Raw genomic sequence first — 24,021 nt, forward strand, 5'->3', positions numbered from 1 at the left:
GTTAACAGCGACCCCAAAAGCGATGAATAAATTCCTATTTTCCTTACTTGTGCTTCTGCTGCTGCCGGTGGCAGCAGTCATCATAATCACCCCAATGGACAGCCAGAAACAGTACATTTTTGGCCTGATCAGTATTGGGCTTTTATTCCTGCTCGGCATCAGCAAAAACCGTCGTATTAGTGTGGTCATGGTCATTATGTCCATAATAATGTCGACACGTTATATTTACTGGCGAGCGACAGAAACGTTGCATTTTAATTCAACCATAGAAGCCATCTTAGGGATTGGGTTATTCCTCGCCGAACTGTATGTCTGGGTTATTTTATTACTGGGCTATCTGCAAACCACCTGGCCACTGAAACGCACTATCGAACCTTTGCCGGATGACACCAGTCTGTGGCCAACGGTTGATGTGTATATTCCGTCTTACAACGAAAGCCTGGATGTGGTGCGCGATACCGTTCTGGCGGCGCAATGTATCGATTATCCGAAAGATAAAATCAAAATATATGTGCTGGATGACGGTAAGCGAGACGAATTTGCCGTGTTCTCCGCCGATGCGGGCGTGGGTTACATCACCCGTGATAACAATGCCCATGCTAAAGCCGGTAACCTGAACCATGCGATGAAACTCACTAAAGGCGAGCTGATTTGCGTATTTGACTGTGACCACGTCGCCACCCGCGCATTTTTGCAGGCGACTGTCGGCAGTTTCCTGAAGGATCCCCGTCTGGCCCTGATTCAGACGCCACACTACTTTTATTCACCGGATCCGTTCGAACGTAACCTTTCCGCTGGCCGTACGATGCCTAACGAAGGTGCGTTATTCTACGGCCCGGTTCAGCAGGGTAACGATAACTGGAACGCCACATTCTTCTGTGGTTCCTGTGCGGTAATCCGCCGCGTTGCGCTTGAAGAAGTAGGCGGCTTTGCCGTTGAAACGGTGACAGAAGACGCGCACTCGGCGCTGAAAATGCAGCGTCGTGGCTGGAACACCGCGTTTCTGGATATCCCGCTGGCCGCTGGCCTGGCAACAGAGCGTCTCGGCCTGCACGTTATTCAGCGTACCCGCTGGGCACGTGGTATGACGCAGATTTTCCGTGTTGATAATCCGTTATTTGGCCGTGGCCTGAAGTGGCAGCAACGTTTGTGTTATCTCAACGCCATGCTGCACTTCCAGTTTGGCCTCCCGCGCGTGGTTTTCCTGACGGCTCCGCTGGCGTTCCTGCTGTTCAACCTGAATATCATTTCCTCATCGGCCAGCCTGATTTTTGCTTATGCGCTGCCGCATCTGGTGATGTCTCTGTACATCAACTCCCGCATGAACGGTCGCTTCCGTTACACGTTCTGGGGTGAAATCTACGAAACCGTGATGGCGTTCCACCTTATCCTGCCAACGATTGTGACCCTGCTCGCGCCAAAACGCGGCAAGTTCAACGTGACAGACAAAGGCGGTCTGCTTGATGTCGGCTTCTTTGACTTCAACATCGTTAAACCCCATCTGATTGTCGCCATCCTGATGATTATCGGTATTGGCTATGGTGTCGTGCGCGCTGTATTCCATAATTATTTTGCGATTGATCCGAACGTTATCGCACTGAATGTGGCATGGGGCAGCTTCAGCGTCCTGATTTTGCTGGCGGCGATCGCCGTGGCGAAAGAAACCCGCCAGGTGCGTAAAACCATCCGTATTGATGTGGCAATCCCGGCCATTATTCACTACGCCAACGGAATTTCGCTGCGCACGAAGACCATTGATATGTCGATGGGCGGCGTGCAACTGGTGACGCCAGATGTGCGTTATCTGGAAGAAGAAATTGAAGAAGTAGAAATCCAGCTTTCATCGGGCGCTGAGAGCTTCCCTGTGACACAGATTAGCGGCAACAAAGAGCGCATTCGTCTGCAATTTGAAAACCTGCCGCTGTCGAAACGCCGTGAACTTGTGCGCGTTGTGTTATGCCGTGCGGACGCCTGGATTGGCGAAGAGTATCCGCCGGATAACCCGTTCAAATCACTGGCCAGTATTATCCGTTGTGTGTTTGAGCTGTTCTACAACACCTGGAAAGAGCGCCGTGCCAAAAATAAACCCGCTGACGCCACCAGCAAGAGTGAAGCAGCATGAATCGACCACGTAAACAAACATTGAAGCGCCGTTTATCTGCGGTGCCGGGCGCGTCCCTGCTCAAAAATATCACCACTGGCTTGTTGCTGACATTCAGCAGCCTGCCATTGACTCACGCTGAAGAAACGCCTGCGCCAGCGGTCGATCCGGCCACCAGCCTGCCAGCTGCACCGTCATGGCTGCCGCCTGTTACGCCAATGCCTGGGGAGGCGGCACCCGCCGCTGCGCCAGTTTCTGCAGGCGATGCACCGCAGGCCGATACCACACCGGTCAATAACAGCGGCACGATACCGGTCACCCCGGGTGCTGACCCGACAGCCGCCCCTGCGCCGGTGATACCGCTGGTTCAGCCAGTCACCACCAATGTCACGGTGGCCGAAATGGGCCAGCCGAACGGAGTCACGCTGAGCGGCGGACAGTTACAGTCAGGGATCATCTTCACCCTGCCAGCGGACGAAGTGGTAACCAATGCACACCTCTCGCTGGCACTGAAAATCTCCCCGGCGCTGATTGCCAGGGATACCACGCTCGAACTGATGCTGAACGGCCAGCCGCTGGGCAACTTGCCGCTGAATCAGAGCAGCAACGGCGGCGATGTCTATGATCTGGATATCCCGTCTGCGATGGTGGTCTCAAACAACAACCTGAGCTTTCGCGTGCATGACAGCAACACAATGACCTGCGAGAAAGATCAGTCGGATAAGTATTGGGTCACAATTTTGCCGACCACCAGCATTGGTCTGGAAGGCCAGCAGCTGAATATTGGCCTCAATTTGGGCAATTTCCCGCGTCCGTTCTTTGACGGCCTGCAAATGCAGGAATCCAAAATCACCATGGGATTCTCTGCATCGATGAAGCCAGGGGATGTCAGCGCTGCGGCGATGTTCTCTTCTTATCTCGGCATGTTGTCCGATTATCGCAACGTCGATTTCCCGGTCATTTTGAACGACCTGCCGGATAAGAACGGCATTCTGTTTGGTAAGCCAGGGGATAAAATCGGTTCTCTGACCCTGCCTGCCAGCAACGGCGCCTCAATTCAAATTATCGATAACCCGATTAACCCGGTTTATAAATTGCTGCTGGTGTTAGGCAACGACGATAACGAGCTTCGTCAGGCCGCTTACCGCCTGATCAGCGGCGGAATGCCAAACAACGTCGCTCATCTGGATGTCGCTCAGCAAACCATTCCGTCGAGCAAACCCTATGACGCACCGCGCTGGATTGACACGTCACGCCCGGTCACCCTGGGCGAACTGGCAGGCAAAGATCCGGATTCTCTGATTTCCAACGGGATTTATCACGATGGTATCCAGGTGGCATTCCGTGCCGCACCTGACTTGTTCATGTGGGACGGGCATAACATCCCCGTGCACATTGATTACCGTTTCCCGACCGAAAACTGGATTGATGAAGACAACTCAAGGCTCAATGTTTCCATCAACAGCAACTATCTGCGCAGCCTGACCGTGAACAAAGTCGGTCTGGTGGAGAATATCTGGCGTCGCCTCGGCGGTGACAGCCGTCAGGAAAGCTACACCATTCAGCTTGCGCCGTACCTGATTTATGGTGATAACCAGCTGCAATTCTATTTCGACATCAAGCCGAAAAAAGATGCGCCTTGCAGCATTCTGACCAGCGACAACATTAAAAGCCGTATTGATCCGAAATCCTTCATCGACCTGAGCGGAAGTTACCACTTTGCCCAGTTGCCGAACCTGTCGTATTTCGTCGGTGCGTCTTATCCGTACTCCAAACTGGCTGATTTCTCAGACACCCTGATGCTGCTGCCTGAAACGCCAACATCGGATGAAATCCACACGCTGCTGAATCTGGCCGCCCGCGCGGGGAAAGCGACAGGTGTGCCGGTGAATCACGTACAGGTCGCCTTTGGCCTGAAAGGGGATGAGCAAAATAATCCGTTGTTTGACCGCGATATTCTGGCCGTCACTACGCTTGGCGATACCGCCTTCAATCAGCAGTTGCTCGCGGATTCTCCGTTCAGCGTCAACGCGGGTTCGATGGGGGTGAAGACGCCAACTCAGGTTCAGCGCATCGTCGCCTGGCTGACCGGCGACTGGTATCGCCAGCCGGTGGATGCGGACCGCTACCTGTCTTCGACCGGGGCATGGCGCGGCTTTGTCAGCTACCGTTCGCGCTGGTCTGGCGATCACGTTGTTGTCGTGGCAACCGGCACGGACGATCAGCAATTATTGAAGATTCATAACGACCTGAAATCACCAAGAATCAACGCCAACGTGCGTGGCGATCTGGCTATCATTACGGATGAAAACGGTATCCGCAGTTTCTCCGTCGGCCAGCAATTCCCGACCGGGCAAATGCCGTGGTACATGATGGTGGTCTGGTATGCCAGCACACACATCGTGATCCTGGCATTAATTGCCACGCTGGTTTCTTTGGTAATCGGTCTGAGTCTGTTTGTGGTCCTGCGCCGCCATGCGGCTAAACGTCTGGGCCAGAAATGAAAAGCGTCGGCTTTATAACAAAAACAATGAAGATCGCCCCGGTGACGGGCGACTCTCTGGCGATTACCGGAGCTGGAAAATGAAAAAACATAAACTGTCCCTGGCGGTGATCAGGGCTATTTATCTGGTAGGGATCGCCGGAATAACGAGTTTCAGCGCGGCCACTTTTGCAGCCGATACGACAAATCCGGCAATGAAGGCGCTGTTTGATCAGGCGGCGTACTGGCACGAACGTGCCCATGACGATCTGGCAAAAGACGCCTTGCAGAAAGTGCTGCTGGTTGAGCCAAATAACGCGCAGGCCCTGTACCTGATGTCGCTGTATTCCATGCAAAGTAGTGACAAAACGGCGGCCAATCAGTGGCGTGAAAAGCTGGTCAGCGTATCGCCGGACGATCCCCGTCTGGCCTCGCTCAACAGCGCCAAAGCCATGCAATCTATTCCGCCGGCACAGCTGGCATCTGCCCGCCAGATGGCCGCGCAGGGCAACGTCAGCGGCGCGCTTTCGGCTTATCGCACCATTTTTAACGGCAACCAGCCGCTCGACAGCCTGGCAACCGAATATTATCTGACGATGGCGGGCGATAAATCGCTCCAGCCACAGGCGATTGCGGGATTACAGCAACGCGTTGCCGCGCGCCCGGATGATACTCAGGCGCGTCTCGGATTGGGTAAGGTGCTCACTTATCAGGAAGCCACCCGCCGCGATGGCATCAAATTACTGAGCACAATGGCCGGTTCCAGTACCGAAGCTGACCGTTCACTGCGCCAGGCGCTCCTGTGGATGGCTCCGCAGGAAGGCGATCGTGATTTGTATCAGGGCTATCAGGCACGTCATCCGAATGACACCGCCGTCATGGCCTACTTCCAGAAAAACATTGGTGGCGCGGCCAAAGGACAGGGCTTTACGGCGCTGAACAGCGGCGACGTCAACAGCGCGAAAGCCAAGTTTGAAAGCGTGCTGGCCGATAACCCGAACGATGCTGATGCACTGGCAGGCCTGGGATATATCGCCCAGCGCAGCGGAAACTTTGAAGAAGCGTCGCAGTATCTGAGCAAAGCCGCCGCACAGGGCGGGGCGAACAGTGCACAGCTGAGCAATCAGGCGCAGGATTCTGCGTTTTACGCCCAGCTGGCGAAAGCCAAAGCCGCCGCTGCGTCCGGCAGTTATGACGCTGCGCTGGCCGCCGTCACCCCGCTGGCGTCAGTCGGCGGAGAAAAAGGTCAGTCTGCCGGTTTGCTACGTGCAGATATTCTGCGCCGCAAAGGCGATCTGGCCGGTGCGGAACAGCAGTACAGCGCACTCGGTGACAACGCCGATGCCCGAGCAGGGCTTTTCTACGTGCTGCGTCAGCAAAACAAAACGGCTGAGGCCAATCAGGTTCTGAAAACCCTGCCAGCCAGTTTGCAGGCGAAGATGAATCCGCCGACCGTGGCCGACGTCATCGAACCGATGCGCCGACAGGCAGCGCAGGCCGTCGCCAACAACGATCCGCAGCGCGCGCTGAATATTCTTCAGCAGGCGCAGGAACGTCAGCCGTCTAACGTCTGGGTAAAACTGGATATGGCGCGCATTCTGCAATCGCAGGGACAAACCGCACAGGCGCAGTCCATCATGGCGCCGTCTTCGCGTCCGGGCGCGTCATCAGCAGACCTTTACGCCGCCGCGCTGTTTGCATCCGAAACCAAAAACTGGGCCACCGCCAACGCCCTGCTCTCGCGCATTCCGCGCAGCAGCCAGAATCAGGGTATGCGTGAACTGGCGCAGCGCGCCAACTTCAATGCGCAAATGGCGGATGCCGAAAATTATCTGCAACAGGGCAATACCGCCGCGGCCGCCAATACCTTGCGCGCACTGGCGCAGAACCCGCCAACGGCGCCAGCCGATGTCGGCGCGCTGGCAAAAAATCTCGCCGCCACCGGGCAGGTTCCGCTGGCCGTGCAGCTGGTTCGCCAGAACATGCGTCAGGGCGTGAACGGTAATGCGGGCGATTATGCCGATCAGATCACCGTGCTCAATTCCGCCGGTCTGGGCAACGAAGCGCAGGCTTTCCTGCAAAATCCGCAAATTCAGTCCGGCACATCCGCAACCGCGCTGGCCAATCTGCGTAACGGATACGTGATCACTCAGGCCGATCAGCTACGTGAGCAAGGTCAGTACGCCGCCGCTTACGACAAACTGGTCGTCGCACTTCAGGCCGATCCGCAAAACCGCGATCTGATGCTGGCGATGGCGCGCCTTTATCAGTCCGGCAAACTCAATAAACAGGCCGGTCAGGTTTATAACTATCTGATGCTCAACGATACGCCGACGCAGGATGCACGCGTCGGTGCCATCAATGTCGCGCTGGGCGAAGGCGATAACAAACGGGCGCAGGAACTGCTAACCGGCCTGCGCGGCGAACGTACGCCGGACCGTTTGTTACTCGAAGCCCGCGTGGCCGAAGCACAGGGCGATCACCAGCAGGCGCTGGCGTTACTGCGTTCCGCGAAGGGCAAGATGATTGGTCTGGAAGGCGCAGACAGCACGGCGCAGGTGGCGGGATTGCAGATCAGCGACAACCCGTTTATCAACCGTTCAACCCGCACTTCACCGGGCCGCCCGGCAACACAATCTTCCTACGGCACCGTATTACCGTGGCAGGTCTCTGATCAGATCACACCTCCGGGCAATGTTCCGGTGGCTGCGGTGCCGACCGCCGTGGCGCAGCGTACTGCGACGGAAAAACAGATCGACGACATGCTCGACGATTTGCAGGGTAAAACGGCCACCTGGGCACAAGGCGATATGTCGATTCGTGGTCGTGACGGTGAAAGCGGCCTCAGCCAGCTGACCGAAGCGAAAGCGCCAATGACCTTTGCTTTCGTGCCGTTCGATACGTCACGCCTGAGCATCGGCGTGACGCCGGTTTCCCTGAGTGCAGGTAGCCCGTCCGGCACCGGTAATACCCGGTTTGGTCAGGGTGCACTGGCAAGAGGCTATTCTTCTGCAGCGGCAGCTTATAATGCAGCAACGGGCTCGAGTCTAACGGCTAATGATGTCCGAGACGCGATGTCAGACCCTGCAAATGCAGGTAGAACTTTAAACAAAATTAGCGATTATCAAACAGACTTGACTGCAGAATATAATGCAGCAAATTGTTCATCGGTGAGCAGCTCTTCCAGTGCAACTCTGATCGCTCAATGTACGGCAATTAACAGCCGTATAGCCGCATTAAATGCTGTAGATCCTACAACTTTCACTGCCCCAGAAGGCGGCAACCAAAGCGCGACTGGCGTAGAAGTTAACGCCGCGCTGACCGGCGACAGCTATAAAGCCGATATCGGCAGCACCCCGCTGGGCCAGGATCTGAACTCACTGGTCGGTGGCGTACAATGGGCACCTAAACTGACTGACTTCACCACCCTGCGCCTGACGGCTGAACGTCGTGCGGTCACCGACAGTATCCTGTCCTATGTCGGCACCAAAGATACGTACAGCGGTAAGAACTGGGGGCAGGTCACCAAAAACGGCGGCAGTATTAATCTGTCCTACGATGACGGCGACGCCGGCTTCTATGCCGAAGGCGGTTACTACAGTTACCTCGGTAACAACGTGAAGAGTAACCAGTCGGTCAATGCTAACGCGGGTTTGTATATTCGCCCTTACCGCTATGACGACCGTGAGCTGAAAACCGGGATTAACGTCGGTTACATGAACTTCGACAAGAACCTCAGTTACTACTCCTATGGTCAGGGGGGTTACTTCAGCCCGCAGAACTACGTCAGCGTCTCCTTCCCGGTGGAATACACCCAGAAGTATGACGACTGGGATTTGAAACTGTCCGGTGCAGTGGGTTATCAGTCTTACTCACAGGATAAGAGTGCGTACTTCCCGAATAACCCGGATCTGCAAAAACAACTGGAAGAGTTGGTCAACGCAGGCTTTGGCACCGAAGCTTACTATGCGGGTAAAACGCAGAATGGCATCGGCTGGAGTGCGGGCGTGGGCGGTAACTATCATCTGAACAAAAACATGCAGATTGGCGGTCAGGTTGGCTACGATACTTTCGGGGATTACAACGAAAGTACCGCACAGGTCTACTTCCGCTATCTGATGGGCCAAAATTAATCGCGGTGACATATAACCATGCAAGAACATAACTATACTCAGGTCGCGCAGGAATATTACCGCCAGCGTCATACTACACCGGGCTGGCAAAGCCTGGTGCAGGTGCTTTTTTCAGGTATTCTGGCTTCCGCTGATGACGAAGATGGCCGCCGTTTTCTCACGCTGATGGGCAATAATCTGGCCCGTCAGCACCCGCTTCCTGCCTCCGCGACCCTTGGCGAGCTGGAAGATAATATCAATCACATCCTCAGTCGCTTTGACTGGGGGGTGGTGAAGCTGGAAGCCACGCAGCAACAACTGGCACTGGTGCACATTGCCTGGCCAGTCTCCCCGCAAGGGCAGGACGACGAAGTGTGGCGTATCGCGCTGATTTCGTTATTTGAGGGGTTGTATGCTGAATGGTTGTTATCACAGGGCGGGCAGCCTTATGTTCCGCTGCGCTGGCAGGAAAGCACACCGGAAGGCGCCTTCGTTTTCCGCTATCAAAATGGTTTGTAAGGAATTTATATGTGGTTATTTCGGCGCTACAGCCTGGTGCTGTGGTTCAGCCTTATTGTTGCATTTTTCAGTTCTTCAGTAATGGCGCAGGATGCAGGTTGGGCGGCTTATAAGAGTCGCTTTCTGATGCCAGACGGTCGAATTATTGATACCGCCAATAAAAACGTCAGCCACACAGAGGGCCAGGGTTTCAGCATGTTGCTGGCCGTGTTCAATGACGATCAGGCGACATTCGACAAACTGTGGCAGTGGGCAAACACAACGCTTTACCGTAAAGATATTGGTCTCTATTCATGGCGCTATGATCCAAACAACAGCAACCACGTCGCCGATAAGAATAACGCCTCCGATGGCGATACGCTGATCGCCTGGGCTTTGCTGCTGGGGGGCGAGAAATGGAATGATGCCCGCTATACGCAGGCCTCTGACAAATTGCAGGCCGCTCTGATCAAACATACCGTGATTGATTACGCAGGCTATAAAGTGATACTGCCGGGCGTATCAGGCTTCAATCAGACCAGCAATATCACCGTCAATCCGTCTTACTTCATCTTCCCCGCCTGGCAGGCGTTTTTTGCGCGCAGCCATTTAAAAGTGTGGAAAGATCTCGATGAAAGCGGCACCGCGATGCTCAGCAAAATGACCTTTGGCGAATTCCGCTTGCCGACGGACTGGGTCGATATGCAGGCAGACGGCACCATGAAACCCGCCAGCCGCTGGCCGACGCGCTTCAGCTACGACGCCGTGCGTATCCCGCTGTATCTCGGCTGGGCGCATCCTGGCAGCCCGCAGCTGGCGCCGTTTATTCTGTGGTGGCAGAAATCTCCGCGTACCGCGACACCGGCCTGGATTGACGTGATGACCGGCACCAAAGCCAGCTACAACATGTCGCCGGGCCTGTTAGCCATCCGTGATTTCACCATGGCCAACGCCAGCGCCATCAGCCCGACTCTGGCACCGAAGGATGACTATTATTCTTCCTGCCTCCAGCTGCTGAGCTGGTGGGCGAGCCATAAAGGTTAAGGGATTTATTGCAGGCCAATTTATTGTATATATGCAATAAATTGGCGCTGCAGTTATTGTATATACGCAATAAGTTTCCACAAAAAAGCCCGCTTTCGCGGGCTTTGTCATTTCTGCAGATCAGTCAGATTTACGCGACGGTTTGCGTGGTTCCGTTTTCATCCTGATCGACGGCAAAGCAGGCGACCAGCTGGTCACCGTATTGCTTCAGCTGTGGCTGGAACTGCTTGCAGGTGCCGAATGCGCGACGGCATCGGGCGTTGAACGCGCAACCGGCTGGCGGGTTCAGCGGGCTTGGCAGCTCACCGGTCAGCTTGATGCGTTCGCGGCGCTCGTCCGGGTTCAGACGTGGCGTGGCGGACAGCAGCGCCTGTGTGTACGGATGGCGCGGGTTGCTGAAGATGGCGTCTTTCGAGCCTTTCTCCACGCAGCGGCCAAGGTACATCACCATCACTTCATCAGCGATATGTTCCACAACGGACAAATCGTGAGAAATGAAGACGTAAGACAGCCCCAGATCCTGCTGCAAATCCATCATCAGGTTCAGCACCTGCGCGCGCACAGATACGTCGAGCGCGGAAACCGGTTCATCGGCGATCACCACGTCCGGGTCCAGCATCAGGCCACGGGCGATTGCAATACGCTGACGCTGACCGCCGGAGAACATGTGCGGATAACGGTCGTAGTGTTCCGTTTTCAGGCCCACTTTCGCCATCATCGCCAGCGCTTTTTCACGGCGTTCGGCGCCCGTCAGTTTGGTGTTGATCAGCAACGGCTCTTCAAGGATCTGACCGACTTTCTTACGCGGGTTCAGCGATCCGTAAGGATTCTGGAACACGATTTGGATCTTCTGACGGCGCAGCTTTTCTGCCGTGGCATCAGGTTTCAGCAAATCCTGCCCGCGATAATAAAGCTCACCGCCGGTCGGTACTTCGATCATGGTCAGCAAACGGCCCAGCGTGGATTTCCCGCAGCCGGATTCACCGACCACTGCCAGCGTTTTCCCGCGTTCCAGCGTGAAAGACACACCGTCGAGCGCTTTTACGGTACGTTCCGGGGCGAACATCCCTTTCTTCACCGGGTAATGTTTTTTCAGGTCAATCGCATGCAACAGCGGCTGCGGTTGGGTGTTATCAGGACTCATAAGTAGGTCTCCCGGCATCATCCAGCGGATAATGGCACTTCGACTGACGCCCGTTCGCGAGGTCACGCAGCGCAGGTTCTTCTTTACGGCAACGGTCAGTTGCATACGGGCAGCGCGGGTTCAGCAGACAGCCGTTCGGGCGGTCATATTTACCCGGCACCACGCCCGGCAATGACTGCAAACGGGCCTTATCCGCCGCAAATTCCGGCAATGAGCGCAGCAGCGCCTGAGTATACGGATGGCGCGGCGCACGGAAAATCTCCGTGGCTTTGGCCGATTCCACCACCTGGCCGGCGTACATCACGATGATGTGATGTGCGGCTTCCGCCACCAGCGCCAGGTCATGGGTGATCAGCATCAGCGCCATGTTTTCTTTCTGTTGCAGCTCAAGCAGCAGCTCGATGATCTGCGCCTGAATGGTCACGTCCAGCGCGGTGGTCGGCTCATCGGCAATCAGCAATTTTGGACGACAGGCGATTGCCATCGCGATCATCACACGCTGGCTCATCCCGCCGGAAAGCTGGTGCGGATACACGTCGAGACGCGAAGCCGGATCAGGGATACCGACCAGATTCAGCAGGTCGATGGTGCGCTGACGACGGGTCTTTTTGTTGCCGCCCTGATGCACCTTGATGGCTTCCATAATCTGGAAACCGACGGTGTAGCACGGGTTCAGGCTGGTCATCGGATCCTGGAAAATCATCGCAACTTCCGCACCGACAATCTGACGGCGCTCTTTTTCGCTGATCCCCTGAAGATTACGGCCACCGAACTCCAGCTTTTCCGCCATCACTTTGCCGGGGAAGTCGATAAGCCCCATCAGCGCCAGTGAACTGACCGATTTACCGGAGCCGGATTCACCGACAATCCCGACCACCTCACCCTGCTTCACGCTGTAACTGATACGGTCTACGGCGCGGAACGGCGTACCTTCGTCACCAAAGTGAACGGAGAGTTTGTCCACGGTCAGCAATGTTTTACCGACCTGAACGTCATTCGTTAATGTTGTTTCCATCTCCAACCCCTTACTGCTTGAGTTTAGGGTCGAGGGCATCACGCAGGCCATCACCCATCAGGTTAAATGCCAGCACCGTCAACAGAATGACCACGCCCGGGAAGGTCACAACCCACCAGGCACTTTGAGCAAACTGTAAAACGTCAGACAGCATGGTGCCCCACTCCGGCGTTGGCGGTTGTGCGCCCATACCGAGGAAGCCCAACGCTGCCATATCGAGGATGGCGTTGGAGAAGCCGAGCGAAGCCTGAACAATCAGCGGCGCTAAGCAGTTAGGTAAAATATTGACGAACATCTGGCGCGCAGAGCCGGCACCCGCAACGCGCGATGCGGTCACGTAGTCACGGTTCACTTCTACCAGCACCGCGGCGCGGGTTAAACGAACGTAGTGCGGCAGGGCAACGAAGGTTAGCGCCAGCGAGGCGTTGACTATCGACGGGCCGAAAATCGCCACCAGCACCAGCGCCAGCAACAGGCTTGGCAGGGCCAGCATGATATCGACCACGCGCATGATGATAGCGTCCACCACACCGCCGTAGTAACCGGCAAACAGGCCGAAAACCACGCCGAGGATCAGCGACAGCACCACGACCAGGCAGCCAACCAGCAGCGATAAACGCGCGCCGTACATCAGACGCGAGAGAATATCGCGGCCCACGTCGTCCGTGCCCAGCAGGAATTTCCAGCTACCGCCTTGCATCCAGACCGGCGGGCGCAGCAGCGCATCGCGGAACTGTTCAGCCGGCGCATGCGGGGCGATGACGTTTGCGCCAATCGCAACGACCAGCATGATGATGATGTAAACCAGGCCGGTCACGGCCCCTTTGTTACGCTTAAAGTAGTGCCAGAATTCGCGCATTGGCGGCATCGGCGCTGGCGCAGCCGTCACTAACTCGTTAGCAACTGGCTCAGTGGTTTGAGACATTGTGCGCCCCTTATTTCTTGTGGCGAATACGCGGGTTGACCACGCCGTAGAGCACGTCTACCAGCAGGTTAACCACGATGATCAGAGTAGCGACCAGCAACACACCGCCCTGCACGACCGGATAGTCGCGGCGCTGGAGTGCGTCGATAAGCCACCGGCCAAGCCCTGGCCAGGAGAAGATGGTTTCTGTCAGGATCGCGCCGCCCAGGAGCGTACCGACCTGCAAACCAATGATGGTCACGACCGGCAACAGTGCATTGCGCAAGGCGTGAATGACGATCACCCGCATACGGCTGACGCCTTTGGCGCGCGCAGTACGGATGTAGTCTTCACCCAGCACTTCCAGCATGGAAGAACGGGTCATACGCACAATCACCGCCAGCGGGATAGTGCCCAGAACAATAGCCGGTAAAATCATGTGCATCACAGCATCAACGAAATCACCCGGTTCGCCCCAAAAAAGCGTGTCAATCAGCATAAAGCCGGTCAGAGGCAGGCTGTCATCAAGGAAGACAGTATCGCTTATTCGCCCCGATACGGGCGTCAGGTTCCAGTGCACCGAGACCAGCATCACCAGCATGATCCCCCACCAGAATATGGGCATTGAATAGCCGGTCAGTGAGATACCCACTGCCGTGTGGTCAAATACCGATCCCCGTTTCACTGCCGCCAGCACCCCCACAGGAATACCGACAATGATCGCAAAGATCATCGCGCAGATACCCAGCTCCAGCGTGGCCTTAAAGCGCGGCACAAATTCCTTCCAGACAGGTGTGCGGCTTTTTAATGACGTGCCCAGGTCGCCATGCAGCACCCCATTCACGTAGTTGAAATATTGTTGATAAAGAGGCTTGTCGAGCCCCATATCTGCCATTAACTGGGCATGACGCTCGGGGGAAACACCGCGCTCGCCTGCCATGATGGTGACCGGGTCGCCTGGTATCATGTGTACGAAGGCAAAAGTCAGCAAAGTAATGCCGATAAACGTTGGGATAACTAACCCCAGACGTCGGAGTATGAACTGCAACATATCCCGTACTCTCTGTATAAAATGCCCGGAGAACCGTAGCTCTCCGGGCTTATTGATAGCTCACAAAACTATAAATCTTTGGATGTTATAGCGAGACGCTATTACTCCATTGAGACGTTTTCGAAGTGATGTTTGCCTAATGGATCAACCACATAGCCTTTCACTTCTTTGCGAACTGGCTCGTACACGGTGGAGTGAGCGATGATCAGCGCAGGCGCCTGGTCATGCATCACAACCTGAGCCTGTTGGTACAGTGCAGCACGTTTAGCGTGATCAGATTCAGCACGGGCTGGCTGGATCAGATCTTCAAACGGCTTGTAGCACCAGCGGGAGTAGTTGGAACCGTCTTTTGCTGCTGCACAGCTGAACAGGGTCGCGAAGAAGTTATCCGGATCCCCATTGTCGCCGGTCCAGCCCATCATCACAGACTGGTGCTCACCGTTTTTCGCACGCTTGAGGTATTCGCCCCACTCGTAAGTCACGATGTTGGCTTTCACGCCAATTTTCGCCCAGTCAGCCTGGATCATTTCAGCCATACGGCGTGCGTTCGGGTTATACGGACGCTGTACTGGCATTGCCCACAGGTCGATAGTGAAACCGTCTGCGTGACCTGCTTCTTTCAGCAGCTCTTTGGCTTTAGCCGGATCGTACGGGTAATCCACGATGTCTTTGTTGTAGCCCCACATTGTTGGTGGGATCAGGTTTTTAGCTGGCTGGCCAGCGCCCTGATAAACCGCATCGATGATGGCTTTTTTGTTCACAGCCATGGTCAGTGCCTGACGCACTTTCACTTCATCCAGTGGTTTTTTCTCAACGTTGAAGGACAGGTAACCCACGTTCAGACCTGGCTGTTGCATCAGGTTGATGGATTTATCTTTCTTCATTGCCGCGATATCAGCCGGGTTCGGGTACGGCATTACCTGGCATTCGTTTTTCTGCAATTTCGCGTAACGCACGGAGGCGTCAGGCGTGATGGAGAAGACTAAACGGTCGATCTGCGGCTTGGTGCCCCAGTAGCCCGGGAAGGCTTTGTAGAGGATGCGTGAATCTTTCTCGTACTGCAGAAGCTGGAACGGACCGGTACCGATTGGATCCAGGTCAACTTTCTCAGGCGTTTTCGCTTTCAGCATGTTGTCCGCGTATTCCGCAGACAGAATGGAAGCGAAGTCCATCGCGAGGTCAGCCAGGAATGGAGACTCAGGGCGGTTCAGTACGAACTGCACGGTGTTGTCATCCACTTTCACGATCTTGTTGATCAGATCGCCCATGCCCATACCTTCGAAGTATTCATAGCTGCCGCCAGATACGCCGTGATATGGGTTATTTTTGTCCAGCTGACGTTCAAAGGAATAGATTACGTCGTCCGCGTTGAAATCACGGGTCGGTTTGAATTCCTTGTTATCCTGCCATTTCACGCCTTTGCGCAGATGGAAGGTATAGGTTTTGCCGTCAGCAGACACGTCCCACTTCTCAGCCAGGCCAGGCTGGATTTCAGTGGTCCCGATCTTGAATTCAACCAGACGGTTGTAGATAGGCACGGAGCTTGCGTCATACGTGGTGCCAGAGGTGAACAGCTGAGGGTTGAAGCCTTCAGGTGAACCTTCAGAGCAATACACTAACGTTTTTGCCTGGACACTGGCCGCAACGGTCAGCGCAATCAGGCCCATACTGAATTTCAGTAGCCCCGACTTACCTAAAGAGATTGTCATCGCTTCTGCTCCATCGATTAATGGTGATGTGGATGTGTGTGTTGTGTATACAGCTCACGTCACCCTTTATTTTTATTTGCGGGTGACTGTGTTTGCTCGTGCGCTGCAATAAGTCCAACCAGAGCATGGTGAACTGCCATTTTTTTCCTTCGATCTGTAAAGCTGGCTTTACAAAACCTTACCGGAAATAATCACTGGTCTTCCTTGGGGCTATCAATTTGGCAACTCCTATCCGTGACGTCAATATAACCGTCAGGCATTTACACAGACTGTGAGTAACAGCAAACAAACATAAAAAAACATTTTATTAACGAATGCAGGATGAATGTTCAGTCCTGACGGCCAATACCCACACAATCCGCCATGTAAAAGAATATTCCTGGGGGTTTCACCCATTTTAATTCCCTAAAAATTTCTGGCTAAATGATGAATATATGAACGGTTATTTTTGAGATCGGGGTGGAAACCAGCGGAAAATGCTGAGAAGTGCAGCAAACGGCTACCGGTCATCACGAAACGTGTTTGCCCCGGCACCCGCGAAACACCCCAAAATGGCGCAAATGCACAACGGTAGTGCAGGAGATTCCGTGTACGAATTCAGGCTGTTTTTCCAGCACGGGGTGTCATGTGGCCTGAAATGGATTGAAACTAGTTTGTTAATCACTTTTTAAACTTTGGCTCACTTATTGCTAGTTCTTAAGGGCTTATCACCCGCCAGAGGTTTTCTGATGGAACTGAAGTGGTTTGAAGATTTTCTCAGTGTGTCTCAATGCTATAGCTTCACGCGAGCCGCCAGTGAAAGAAACATCACCCAGTCCGCGCTGAGTCGTCGCATTAAACAGCTGGAAGAATGGTTAGGAGTTCCGCTGTTTGACCGGAAAACCTACCCGATACGCCTGACACCCGAAGGGCAGGATTTCCTGCATACCGCCGCTGAACTGGTCTTTTCAATGACGCAACTGCGCAGTGACCTGCGTGAGCGCCACGCGCAAAAGCATGCCATTGTCCATTTTGCGGCGCTAAATACGCTCTCCCTGACCTTTTTCCCTGACTGGATTAATCAGATAGACCCGTCGCATCAGTACGGTTATATCCGTCTGTGCGACCAGCAGCCTTCCTTTAGTGGCAATATCTCCTTGTTGCTCGACGGCGAAACGGATTTTTTGCTGACTTACGCGCATGACTCTGTCCCGCTGATGAAACAGCTCGAACGTTTCCCGTATATCGAACTGGGCAAAGAGAATGCGCTGGCCGTCTGCGCGCCAGATGACAGCGGCAGGCCGTTGTTCCCGCTCAATACTTTGGGTACGCACACTCAGCTTCCTTATCTCAGCTATGGTAATCGTTCCTTTTTTGCCCATGCGCTGAGCGCGCTGTTTGCATCGCATCCGCTGCCGCTCAAGCCTGTTTATGAAAACCCGATGTGCAGCGGCCTGAAAGCCATGACCCTATCCGGCTGCGGCGTTTCCTGGTTGCCCTCAAGCCTGATCAGCGAAGAACTGGTGAACGGCTCCCTGATCCGCGCCGGGGAACGCAGTTGGGATATTCAGGCCAGCATCCGTCTTTACCGGCTGGAAAAATTCCGCACACCGCAGGCTGAACGCCTGTGGAATAAAGCCAGTCAGTTACACCACACCCGCGCCGTCGCCTGACGCCCTGAGGCGGAAAAGACATCATTACACGCCTGCCAGATAGCGGGAAGCCGCCCCAAACCCGAAAATTCCTCTTTCTATTCAAATAGTCACAGTGACTATTCTGTTTTCACATGGTTGAAAATAACTATGTGTTTTTGGAATGGGCCAGCTGAAAGACTCATTGGATCTTTGCCGCCTCTGCACACATTCTGAACAGGTTCCTCCGACACATTCACCTAACGAAACCGTAGCCACTGGCACAAGGAGTCTCCGTTGAATAACGCATCTGCGCAGAATAAAGACATCGTCTGGAGCCTGGTCGACGCTAAAAAAGCCCTGTTCACGGCCCTGAGCGATCGCGTCTGGGGTATGCCTGAGATTTGCTATACCGAATACCGCTCCGTCGCTGAACACACGGCAATGCTGAAAGAACAGGGTTTTCGCGTCACGGAAAACATCGCGGATATTCCGACTGCGGTGATGGGCGAAGCCGGTGAAGGCGGCCCGATCATCGCCATTCTGGGTGAATATGATGCCCTGCCGGGGCTCAGCCAGGTGGCAGGGATTGCGCGGCCGGAACCGCTGCCGGGCAACGGTCAGGGCCATGGCTGCGGCCATAACCTGCTGGGGTCGGCGGCGATGCTGGCCGCAACCGCACTAAAAGACTGGCTGGCGCAGACCGGAACACCGGGGCGCGTGCGTTATTACGGCTGTCCGGCAGAAGAAGGCGGTGCAGCGAAATCCTTTATGGCACGCGCAGGCGCTTTCGACGGCGTGGATATCGCCATCACCTGGCATCCGAATGCGTTCTCTGAAGTCGCCCGCGCCGAATCGCTGGCCAATACCCGCATGGATTTCGTTTTCCATGGACGTTCTTCTCACGCCGCCGCCTCCCCGCACCTTGGCCGCAGCGCGCTGGACGCCGTTGAACTGATGAACGTCGGCGTCAACTATCTGCGCGAGCACGTCCCGCAGGACTCCCGCATTCACTACGCCATGCTCGATTCCGGCGGCATCGCGCCCAACGTGGTACAGGCGCGTGCCGCCGTGCGTTACGCCATCCGTTCGCGCGACGTCCACGCCATGTTTGAACTCAATGAGCGGGTGAAGAAAGTGGCGCAGGGCGCGGCGATGATGACCGAAACCACTGTCGACATCAGCATCATGAGCGCCGTTGCCAACCTGCTCGGCAACCGCCCGCTGGAAGAAGCCATGCAGCGTAATTTTGAGCTGCTCGGTCCGCTGGAATTTGACGCAGCCGATAAAGCTTTTGCTGCCGAAATTCAGGCCACGCTCAGCCCGCAGGATTTGCAAAGCGCTTACCGCCGTATTGGCCTGAAAAAACCGCAGGATGCCTCGCCGCTGTGCGAATTTATCGTGCCGCTGGAAACCTCCGGTGAACTGATGCTCGGCTCAACGGACGTCGGTGACATCAGCTGGAAAATGCCGACCGTGCAGGCGCACGTCCCGACTTACGCTATCGGCACGCCGGGGCATTCGTGGCAACTCACCGCGCAGGGGAAAATGCCTGCCGCGCACAAAGGCCTGGCCTATGTCGCCAAAATCATGGCAGCGACGGCCATCGACACCCTGACTGACAGCGCACTGATGAGCGAAGCGAAAAAAGCCCATCAGGAACTGACGGCCGAAACGCCTTACGTTTGCCCGATCCCACCCGAAGTGAAACCGCCGGTTCAGCCACGTCCTGAATAAATAATTAAGCGACCTCCCGCCCTGCCGGGGGAGGTAAAAATTGGCTCGTTTTTTTTAATCAAAGGAACCCGATTTATGCTCAGCACCAGAACAAAAATGCTCTCCACACTGATTGGCCTGACGTTGGGATGCTCCGCTGCGCAGGCTGCCACACCGGCTGACTCGCTGGTGATGGCGTGGAACATTGACGCTATCAGCACCTTTGATCCGGCACAGATCGGCGAAGTGGTCACCAATGAAATCATCAAAAACACCTGCGATACGCTGGTTGATTTTGATCCGAAAGACGAGTCTAAGGTCATACCGCGTCTGGCAAAAAGCTGGGATATCTCCGCCGACCGCAAAGAAATCACCTTCCATCTCAATACCGGTCTGACCTTCCCCTCCGGCAATAAAGCCACGGCGAAAGATGTCGCCTGGTCGTTGCAGCGTGTCGTCCTGCTCGGTTTCGGTAACTCTGCCACGCTGACCGAATATGGCTTTAACAAAGAGAACGTCAAAGAGCGGATTACCGCGCCGGATGACAACACGCTGGTGATGAAATTCGACCAACCGTATCCCACCAATCTGGTATTGCAGGCCATCGCCGCCAATAACGTTTCGACCACGCTGGACCAGGCATTGGTCGGGAAAAACGCCACCGGCGACGACATGGGCAACAAATATCTGACGACGCACACCGCCTGTGTCGGACCCTATCAGCTGATGCGCTGGAACGCCGGTGAAGGCGTGGTACTCCAGGCGAATAAAGACTACTGGGGGCAGAAACCGAAGCTGCAACGCATTCTGATCCGCCACGTCGCGGAAACCGGTACACAACGTTTGCTGCTGACGCAAGGCGATGTGGATATCGCCCGCGACCTGGCACCGGACGATTTGCGCGATCTGGATAAAGGCGGCCAGGTCAATGTGGAGAAAGTGCTCAAACCGCAGTTGTTCTTCTGGACGTTCAACAGCGAAGATCCGATTTTCAAAAACCCGAAAGTGCGGCTGGCGATGCGATATCTGATTGATTATCAGGGGCTGGCCTCCACCGTAATGCCATACCTTGGCGTGCCCCGCGCCAGTTTCGCCCAGCTCGGCGCATTCGGTGCGCTGGATAAAGATGCCGGCCAGCCATTCAAACTCGATCTGGCGAAAGCCAAACAATTGCTCACTGAAGCCGGCTATCCCGAGGGTTTCTCCGCAAAACTGATTATTGGCACCTTGCCTCACTCTGCGCCGATAGCCCAAAGCACACAGGAAAATGCTTCGAAAATCGGCGTAAAACTCTCCATCGAAAGCATGGCGAATGCCCAGTTATTCAGCCGCGTGCGCGGACGTGAATTCCAGAGCGCCATGATGGCGTGGCAGACCTCCGTACCGGATGCCCACGGCAACGCCTCGCGGCTGGTCTACAACCCGGACAACAGCAAAGAAGCCAAGAAAACGCAGTATCCGAGCTGGCGCGCCTCGTATTTTGACCCGGCGATGAACAAAAAAGTGACCGAAGCGCTGCTCGAGCCGGATGAGCAAAAACGCATTGCGCTGTATCACACCCTGCAGGAAGAACAGATGCAGCAAGGTCCGATGGCGATCATGTTCCAGATGTACAACACCGCCGGTCTGACCAAACAAGTCAAAGACTGGACGTGGAACGGTTTTCGCGTCTATTACGCCCTGGCTTCTAAATAACCAAGGAGCGCCCGATGTCACACCTCGACCCAACCGCAGCAGGCGTCGTCTCTGCTGAACCTCTCTGGCTGCGGCTGCGCGAAAGCGCCGCCCGGCTGGGCAAATTGCTGGTTTCCGTGTTCTGCACGTTGCTGGGGCTGGCGGCGCTGACCTTCTTTATCGGACGTCTGTTGCCTATTGATCCGGTGGTCTCGGTGCTGGGTGATAACGCCAGCCAGGAAGCCTATCAGAAGATGTATCACCTGCTCGGCCTCGACAAGCCGCTCTGGGAACAGTTTCTGATGTACCTGAAAAATGTGGCGACGCTGGATTTCGGCAACGCACTGACCACCGGCAATCCGGTCACTACCGATATCGCCCGCGTTTTTCCGGCCACGCTGGAGCTGGCAACGCTGGCGGCGCTGATCGCCACCTGTCTGGGTATTCCGGCGGGTGTGTTATCGGCGATGTACCGCAACACCTGGTTTGATCACTGCATTCGCTTTGTCGGCCTGCTCGGCCATTCGGCACCGAATTTCTGGCTGGGTCTGATGGGTCTGGTGCTGTTTTACGCCGGTCTGGGGTGGATTGGCGGGCCGGGCCGCATCGACTTTATGTATGAATTTGATGTGCAGAAAATCACCGGATTCTACCTGATCGACACCGCACTCAGCGGTAACTGGGAAGCCTTTCGCAACGTCTTCAGCCACCTGATTTTACCGGCATCGATTCTCGGCCTCAGCGGGCTTTCCTATATCAGCCGCATGACGCGCAGCTTTATGATCGAACAGCTTGGGCAGGAATACGTGATCACGGCCCGCGTAAAAGGTCTGTCCTGGGCCCGCAGCGTCTGGATCCACGCCTTTCGCAACGTCGCCGTTCAGGTGGTCACCGTTGTCGCGCTCTCCTACGCCTTTTTACTGGAAGGCGCCGTGCTGACCGAAACCGTCTTTGCCTGGCCGGGCTTTGGCCGCTATCTCACCAACGCCATGCTGGCCGGCGACATGAACGCAGTGGTCGGCTGCTCGTTACTGATCGGCGTGATTTTCGTTGCACTCAACCTTATCTGCGACCTGCTTTACCGCATCTTTGATCCGCGAACCCGCCAGGAGCAATCATGACCGACTCCGCTAAACCTCATCTCTCCGCCCGTCCGGCGTTTTCCCTGCGGGCATGGCTGGATGCCCCCGTTCCGGCCACGCCGTGGCAGGCGCGTGTGCAGCAAAGCCTGAACCAGTGGCGGCGCTTTCGCCGTAATACCTCGGCGTTGTTCGGGTTAATTGTCATTCTGCTGATTGTTGCCGTCGCGATTTTTGCACCGTGGCTGGCGACGCACGACATTTACGCGCAAAACCTGCAATTGCGGCTGGCCCCCGTCAGCCGCGAGTACTGGCTGGGCACGGACGAACTCGGGCGTGACATTTACAGCCGCCTGATTTACGGCGCCCGCATCACGCTCTACATCACCGGCCTGACAGCCCTGATTGTTGGCCCGCTCGGGCTGCTGGTCGGTACGCTGGCAGGCACCGTGGGCGGCTGGACGGACACTATCCTGATGCGCATCGTTGATATCTTTCTGGCATTTCCCAGCCTGATTCTGGCACTGGGTTTTGTCGCCGCGCTCGGCCCCGGCATTGAGAATGCGATTATCGCCATTTCGCTATCGGCCTGGCCACCCATTGCCCGTCTTGCGCGCGCCGAAGCGTTGTCTATCCGCAAAATGGACTACGTCGCCGCCGTGCGTTTACAGGGCGCGTCGCAGATGCGCATCATCCTGCGCCACATCATTCCGATGTGCTTACCTTCAGTCGTGGTGCGCCTGACGCTCAATATGGCGGGCATTATCCTGACCGCATCCGGCCTGGGGTTTCTCGGCCTGGGCGCGCAGGCACCCAGCCCGGAATGGGGGGCGATGCTCTCTTCCGGCCGCCAGTTCATGATGACTCACTGGACAATTGCCGCGATCCCCGGCCTGTCGATTCTTTTCACCAGCCTGGCCTTTAACCTGTTCGGTGACGGCCTGCGCGACGTACTGGATCTGCGCCATGACTGAAAAACTGCTCGATGTACAAAACCTGAACATTACGTTCAAAGGCCACCGACAGGAAAACCACGCAGTACGCGGAATTTCCTTTTCGGTTGGCCGCGAAAAAGTGGCAATCGTCGGCGAATCCGGCTCCGGAAAATCACTGACCGGCCGTTCACTGTTGAAACTGACCCCGCAGGGTGCCAGCGTCAGCGCCGACCGGATGCAGTTCGGGGACATTGACCTGCTTACTACCCGTGAACGCCAGATGCGCAAAATTCGCGGCAAACGGATTTCGATGATCATGCAGGACCCCAAATTCTCGCTAAACCCGCTGATGCGTGTCGGTCATCAGATTAACGAGGCATATCGCATCCACTTCAACGTCAGCGAAAAAGAGGCGCGCACCAAAACACTGATGATGCTGGAGGCGGTCAATATCCGCGATCCGGAGCGGGTATTTGAACTCTATCCGCACGAAATTTCCGGCGGCATGGGACAGCGCATCATGATCGCCATGATGCTGATCCCTGAACCTGATCTGATTATCGCCGATGAGCCCACTTCTGCGCTCGATGTCACTGTGCGCCAGCAGGTACTCAGCGTGCTGGATGGCTTGCTGGCCCGGCGCAAAACCGGCCTGCTGTTTATTACCCACGATCTGGGGCTGGTATCCAGTTTTTGTGACCGGGCGCTGGTGATGTACGCCGGGCGTATTCTCGAAGAAATTTCAGCCGATCAGCTGCATAACGCAAAACACCCTTACACGCAGGCGCTGCTCGCCAGCCAGCCGGATTTGCATCATCCGGTTGACATGCTTGCCATTCCGGCACGCGACCCTGCGTGGCTGACCGGCCCGGTGTACCGATACGGAGAAGCCTGCTGATGACACCTTCCATAAACAGCTCAGCCCTTTACGAAATGCCGGTTATCCC

General features: G+C 55.6%; 16 protein-coding genes. 11 read left to right on the forward strand and 5 right to left on the reverse strand.

Going from position 1 to position 24,021, the window contains the following annotated elements; translation table 11 throughout:
* Window positions 1-22: 22 nt before the first annotated feature.
* The 5 genes from bcsA (at window position 23) to CWS43_RS14495 (ending at window position 10,237) form a co-directional block, all read left to right on the forward strand.
* The gene (gene bcsA / locus CWS43_RS14475) at window positions 23-2,122 is read left to right on the forward strand and encodes a UDP-forming cellulose synthase catalytic subunit (protein ID WP_101077710.1); all 2,100 of its coding nucleotides are present in this window, start codon (window positions 23-25) and stop codon (window positions 2,120-2,122) included.
* Entirely contained in the window at window positions 2,119-4,605 is a 2,487-nt protein-coding gene (gene bcsB, locus CWS43_RS14480) for a cellulose biosynthesis cyclic di-GMP-binding regulatory protein BcsB (protein WP_101077712.1), read from the forward strand. The genes bcsA and bcsB overlap by 4 nt, the downstream gene beginning before the upstream one ends.
* Window positions 4,606-4,684: 79 nt before the next feature.
* Entirely contained in the window at window positions 4,685-8,716 is a 4,032-nt protein-coding gene (locus CWS43_RS14485) for a cellulose biosynthesis protein BcsC (RefSeq protein ID WP_101077713.1), read from the forward strand.
* Between the two features lie 18 nt (window positions 8,717-8,734).
* On the forward strand, window positions 8,735-9,214 hold the full coding sequence (gene bcsD / locus CWS43_RS14490) for a cellulose biosynthesis protein BcsD (protein ID WP_101077715.1): 480 nt from the start codon (window positions 8,735-8,737) through the stop codon (window positions 9,212-9,214).
* Window positions 9,215-9,223: 9 nt separating this feature from the next.
* The gene (locus CWS43_RS14495; RefSeq protein ID WP_101077717.1) at window positions 9,224-10,237 is read left to right on the forward strand and encodes a glycosyl hydrolase family 8; all 1,014 of its coding nucleotides are present in this window, start codon (window positions 9,224-9,226) and stop codon (window positions 10,235-10,237) included.
* Window positions 10,238-10,367: 130 nt separating this feature from the next.
* On the opposite strand, the gene dppF is transcribed toward CWS43_RS14495, so the two are convergent.
* From dppF to dppA, 5 genes are all read right to left on the reverse strand, one after another.
* Complete coding sequence (dppF, locus tag CWS43_RS14500) at window positions 10,368-11,381, reverse strand: dipeptide ABC transporter ATP-binding subunit DppF (RefSeq protein ID WP_101077719.1); 1,014 nt, start codon at window positions 11,379-11,381, stop codon at window positions 10,368-10,370.
* Entirely contained in the window at window positions 11,371-12,396 is a 1,026-nt protein-coding gene (gene dppD / locus CWS43_RS14505) for a dipeptide ABC transporter ATP-binding protein (protein WP_095923948.1), read from the reverse strand. The genes dppF and dppD overlap by 11 nt, the downstream gene beginning before the upstream one ends.
* Window positions 12,397-12,406: 10 nt before the next feature.
* Window positions 12,407-13,321, reverse strand: coding sequence for a dipeptide ABC transporter permease DppC (gene dppC / locus CWS43_RS14510; protein WP_101077721.1), 915 nt, complete (start codon window positions 13,319-13,321; stop codon window positions 12,407-12,409).
* 10 nt (window positions 13,322-13,331) lie between these two features.
* Window positions 13,332-14,351, reverse strand: a complete 1,020-nt coding sequence (gene dppB / locus CWS43_RS14515) for a dipeptide ABC transporter permease DppB (RefSeq protein WP_101077723.1) — start codon at window positions 14,349-14,351, stop codon at window positions 13,332-13,334.
* 101 nt (window positions 14,352-14,452) lie between these two features.
* Window positions 14,453-16,060, reverse strand: a complete 1,608-nt coding sequence (gene dppA, locus CWS43_RS14520; RefSeq protein WP_101077725.1) for a dipeptide ABC transporter periplasmic-binding protein DppA — start codon at window positions 16,058-16,060, stop codon at window positions 14,453-14,455.
* 728 nt (window positions 16,061-16,788) lie between these two features.
* On the opposite strand from dppA, the gene CWS43_RS14525 reads away from it, so the two are divergent.
* The 6 genes from CWS43_RS14525 (at window position 16,789) to CWS43_RS14550 (ending at window position 23,972) form a co-directional block, all read left to right on the forward strand.
* Window positions 16,789-17,712: a LysR family transcriptional regulator gene (locus CWS43_RS14525; protein WP_101077727.1), complete on the forward strand. Its 924-nt coding sequence runs from the start codon at window positions 16,789-16,791 to the stop codon at window positions 17,710-17,712.
* Between the two features lie 255 nt (window positions 17,713-17,967).
* On the forward strand, window positions 17,968-19,407 hold the full coding sequence (locus CWS43_RS14530; protein WP_101077729.1) for a M20 family metallopeptidase: 1,440 nt from the start codon (window positions 17,968-17,970) through the stop codon (window positions 19,405-19,407).
* Window positions 19,408-19,482: 75 nt separating this feature from the next.
* Window positions 19,483-21,081 carry an ABC transporter substrate-binding protein gene (locus tag CWS43_RS14535; protein WP_101077730.1) on the forward strand — a complete coding sequence of 533 codons (1,599 nt, stop codon included), beginning with the start codon at window positions 19,483-19,485 and terminating at the stop codon, window positions 21,079-21,081.
* 14 nt (window positions 21,082-21,095) lie between these two features.
* Window positions 21,096-22,181: an ABC transporter permease gene (locus tag CWS43_RS14540; protein ID WP_101077732.1), complete on the forward strand. Its 1,086-nt coding sequence runs from the start codon at window positions 21,096-21,098 to the stop codon at window positions 22,179-22,181.
* On the forward strand, window positions 22,178-23,113 hold the full coding sequence (locus tag CWS43_RS14545; RefSeq protein WP_101077734.1) for an ABC transporter permease: 936 nt from the start codon (window positions 22,178-22,180) through the stop codon (window positions 23,111-23,113). The genes CWS43_RS14540 and CWS43_RS14545 overlap by 4 nt, the downstream gene beginning before the upstream one ends.
* Window positions 23,106-23,972 (forward strand): ABC transporter ATP-binding protein, encoded by an 867-nt coding sequence (locus CWS43_RS14550; protein ID WP_101077736.1) that lies wholly within the window; start codon window positions 23,106-23,108, stop codon window positions 23,970-23,972. The genes CWS43_RS14545 and CWS43_RS14550 overlap by 8 nt, the downstream gene beginning before the upstream one ends.
* Window positions 23,973-24,021 lie beyond the last annotated feature (49 nt).

Source organism: Rahnella sp. AA (genome assembly GCF_002834385.1).
GTDB lineage: Bacteria > Pseudomonadota > Gammaproteobacteria > Enterobacterales > Enterobacteriaceae > Rahnella.

What these genes read in the sequence shown, in the direction of transcription:
- bcsA (WP_101077710.1), top strand. Translation starts at nt 23, where the DNA reads ATGAATAAATTCCTATTTTCCTTACTTGTGCTTCTGCTGCTGCCGGTG.
- bcsB (WP_101077712.1), top strand. Translation starts at nt 2,119, where the DNA reads ATGAATCGACCACGTAAACAAACATTGAAGCGCCGTTTATCTGCGGTG.
- CWS43_RS14485 (WP_101077713.1), top strand. Translation starts at nt 4,685, where the DNA reads ATGAAAAAACATAAACTGTCCCTGGCGGTGATCAGGGCTATTTATCTG.
- bcsD (WP_101077715.1), top strand. Translation starts at nt 8,735, where the DNA reads ATGCAAGAACATAACTATACTCAGGTCGCGCAGGAATATTACCGCCAG.
- CWS43_RS14495 (WP_101077717.1), top strand. Translation starts at nt 9,224, where the DNA reads ATGTGGTTATTTCGGCGCTACAGCCTGGTGCTGTGGTTCAGCCTTATT.
- dppF (WP_101077719.1), bottom strand. Translation starts at nt 11,381, where the DNA reads ATGAGTCCTGATAACACCCAACCGCAGCCGCTGTTGCATGCGATTGAC.
- dppD (WP_095923948.1), bottom strand. Translation starts at nt 12,396, where the DNA reads ATGGAAACAACATTAACGAATGACGTTCAGGTCGGTAAAACATTGCTG.
- dppC (WP_101077721.1), bottom strand. Translation starts at nt 13,321, where the DNA reads ATGTCTCAAACCACTGAGCCAGTTGCTAACGAGTTAGTGACGGCTGCG.
- dppB (WP_101077723.1), bottom strand. Translation starts at nt 14,351, where the DNA reads ATGTTGCAGTTCATACTCCGACGTCTGGGGTTAGTTATCCCAACGTTT.
- dppA (WP_101077725.1), bottom strand. Translation starts at nt 16,060, where the DNA reads ATGACAATCTCTTTAGGTAAGTCGGGGCTACTGAAATTCAGTATGGGC.
- CWS43_RS14525 (WP_101077727.1), top strand. Translation starts at nt 16,789, where the DNA reads ATGGAACTGAAGTGGTTTGAAGATTTTCTCAGTGTGTCTCAATGCTAT.
- CWS43_RS14535 (WP_101077730.1), top strand. Translation starts at nt 19,483, where the DNA reads ATGCTCAGCACCAGAACAAAAATGCTCTCCACACTGATTGGCCTGACG.
- CWS43_RS14540 (WP_101077732.1), top strand. Translation starts at nt 21,096, where the DNA reads ATGTCACACCTCGACCCAACCGCAGCAGGCGTCGTCTCTGCTGAACCT.
- CWS43_RS14545 (WP_101077734.1), top strand. Translation starts at nt 22,178, where the DNA reads ATGACCGACTCCGCTAAACCTCATCTCTCCGCCCGTCCGGCGTTTTCC.
- CWS43_RS14550 (WP_101077736.1), top strand. Translation starts at nt 23,106, where the DNA reads ATGACTGAAAAACTGCTCGATGTACAAAACCTGAACATTACGTTCAAA.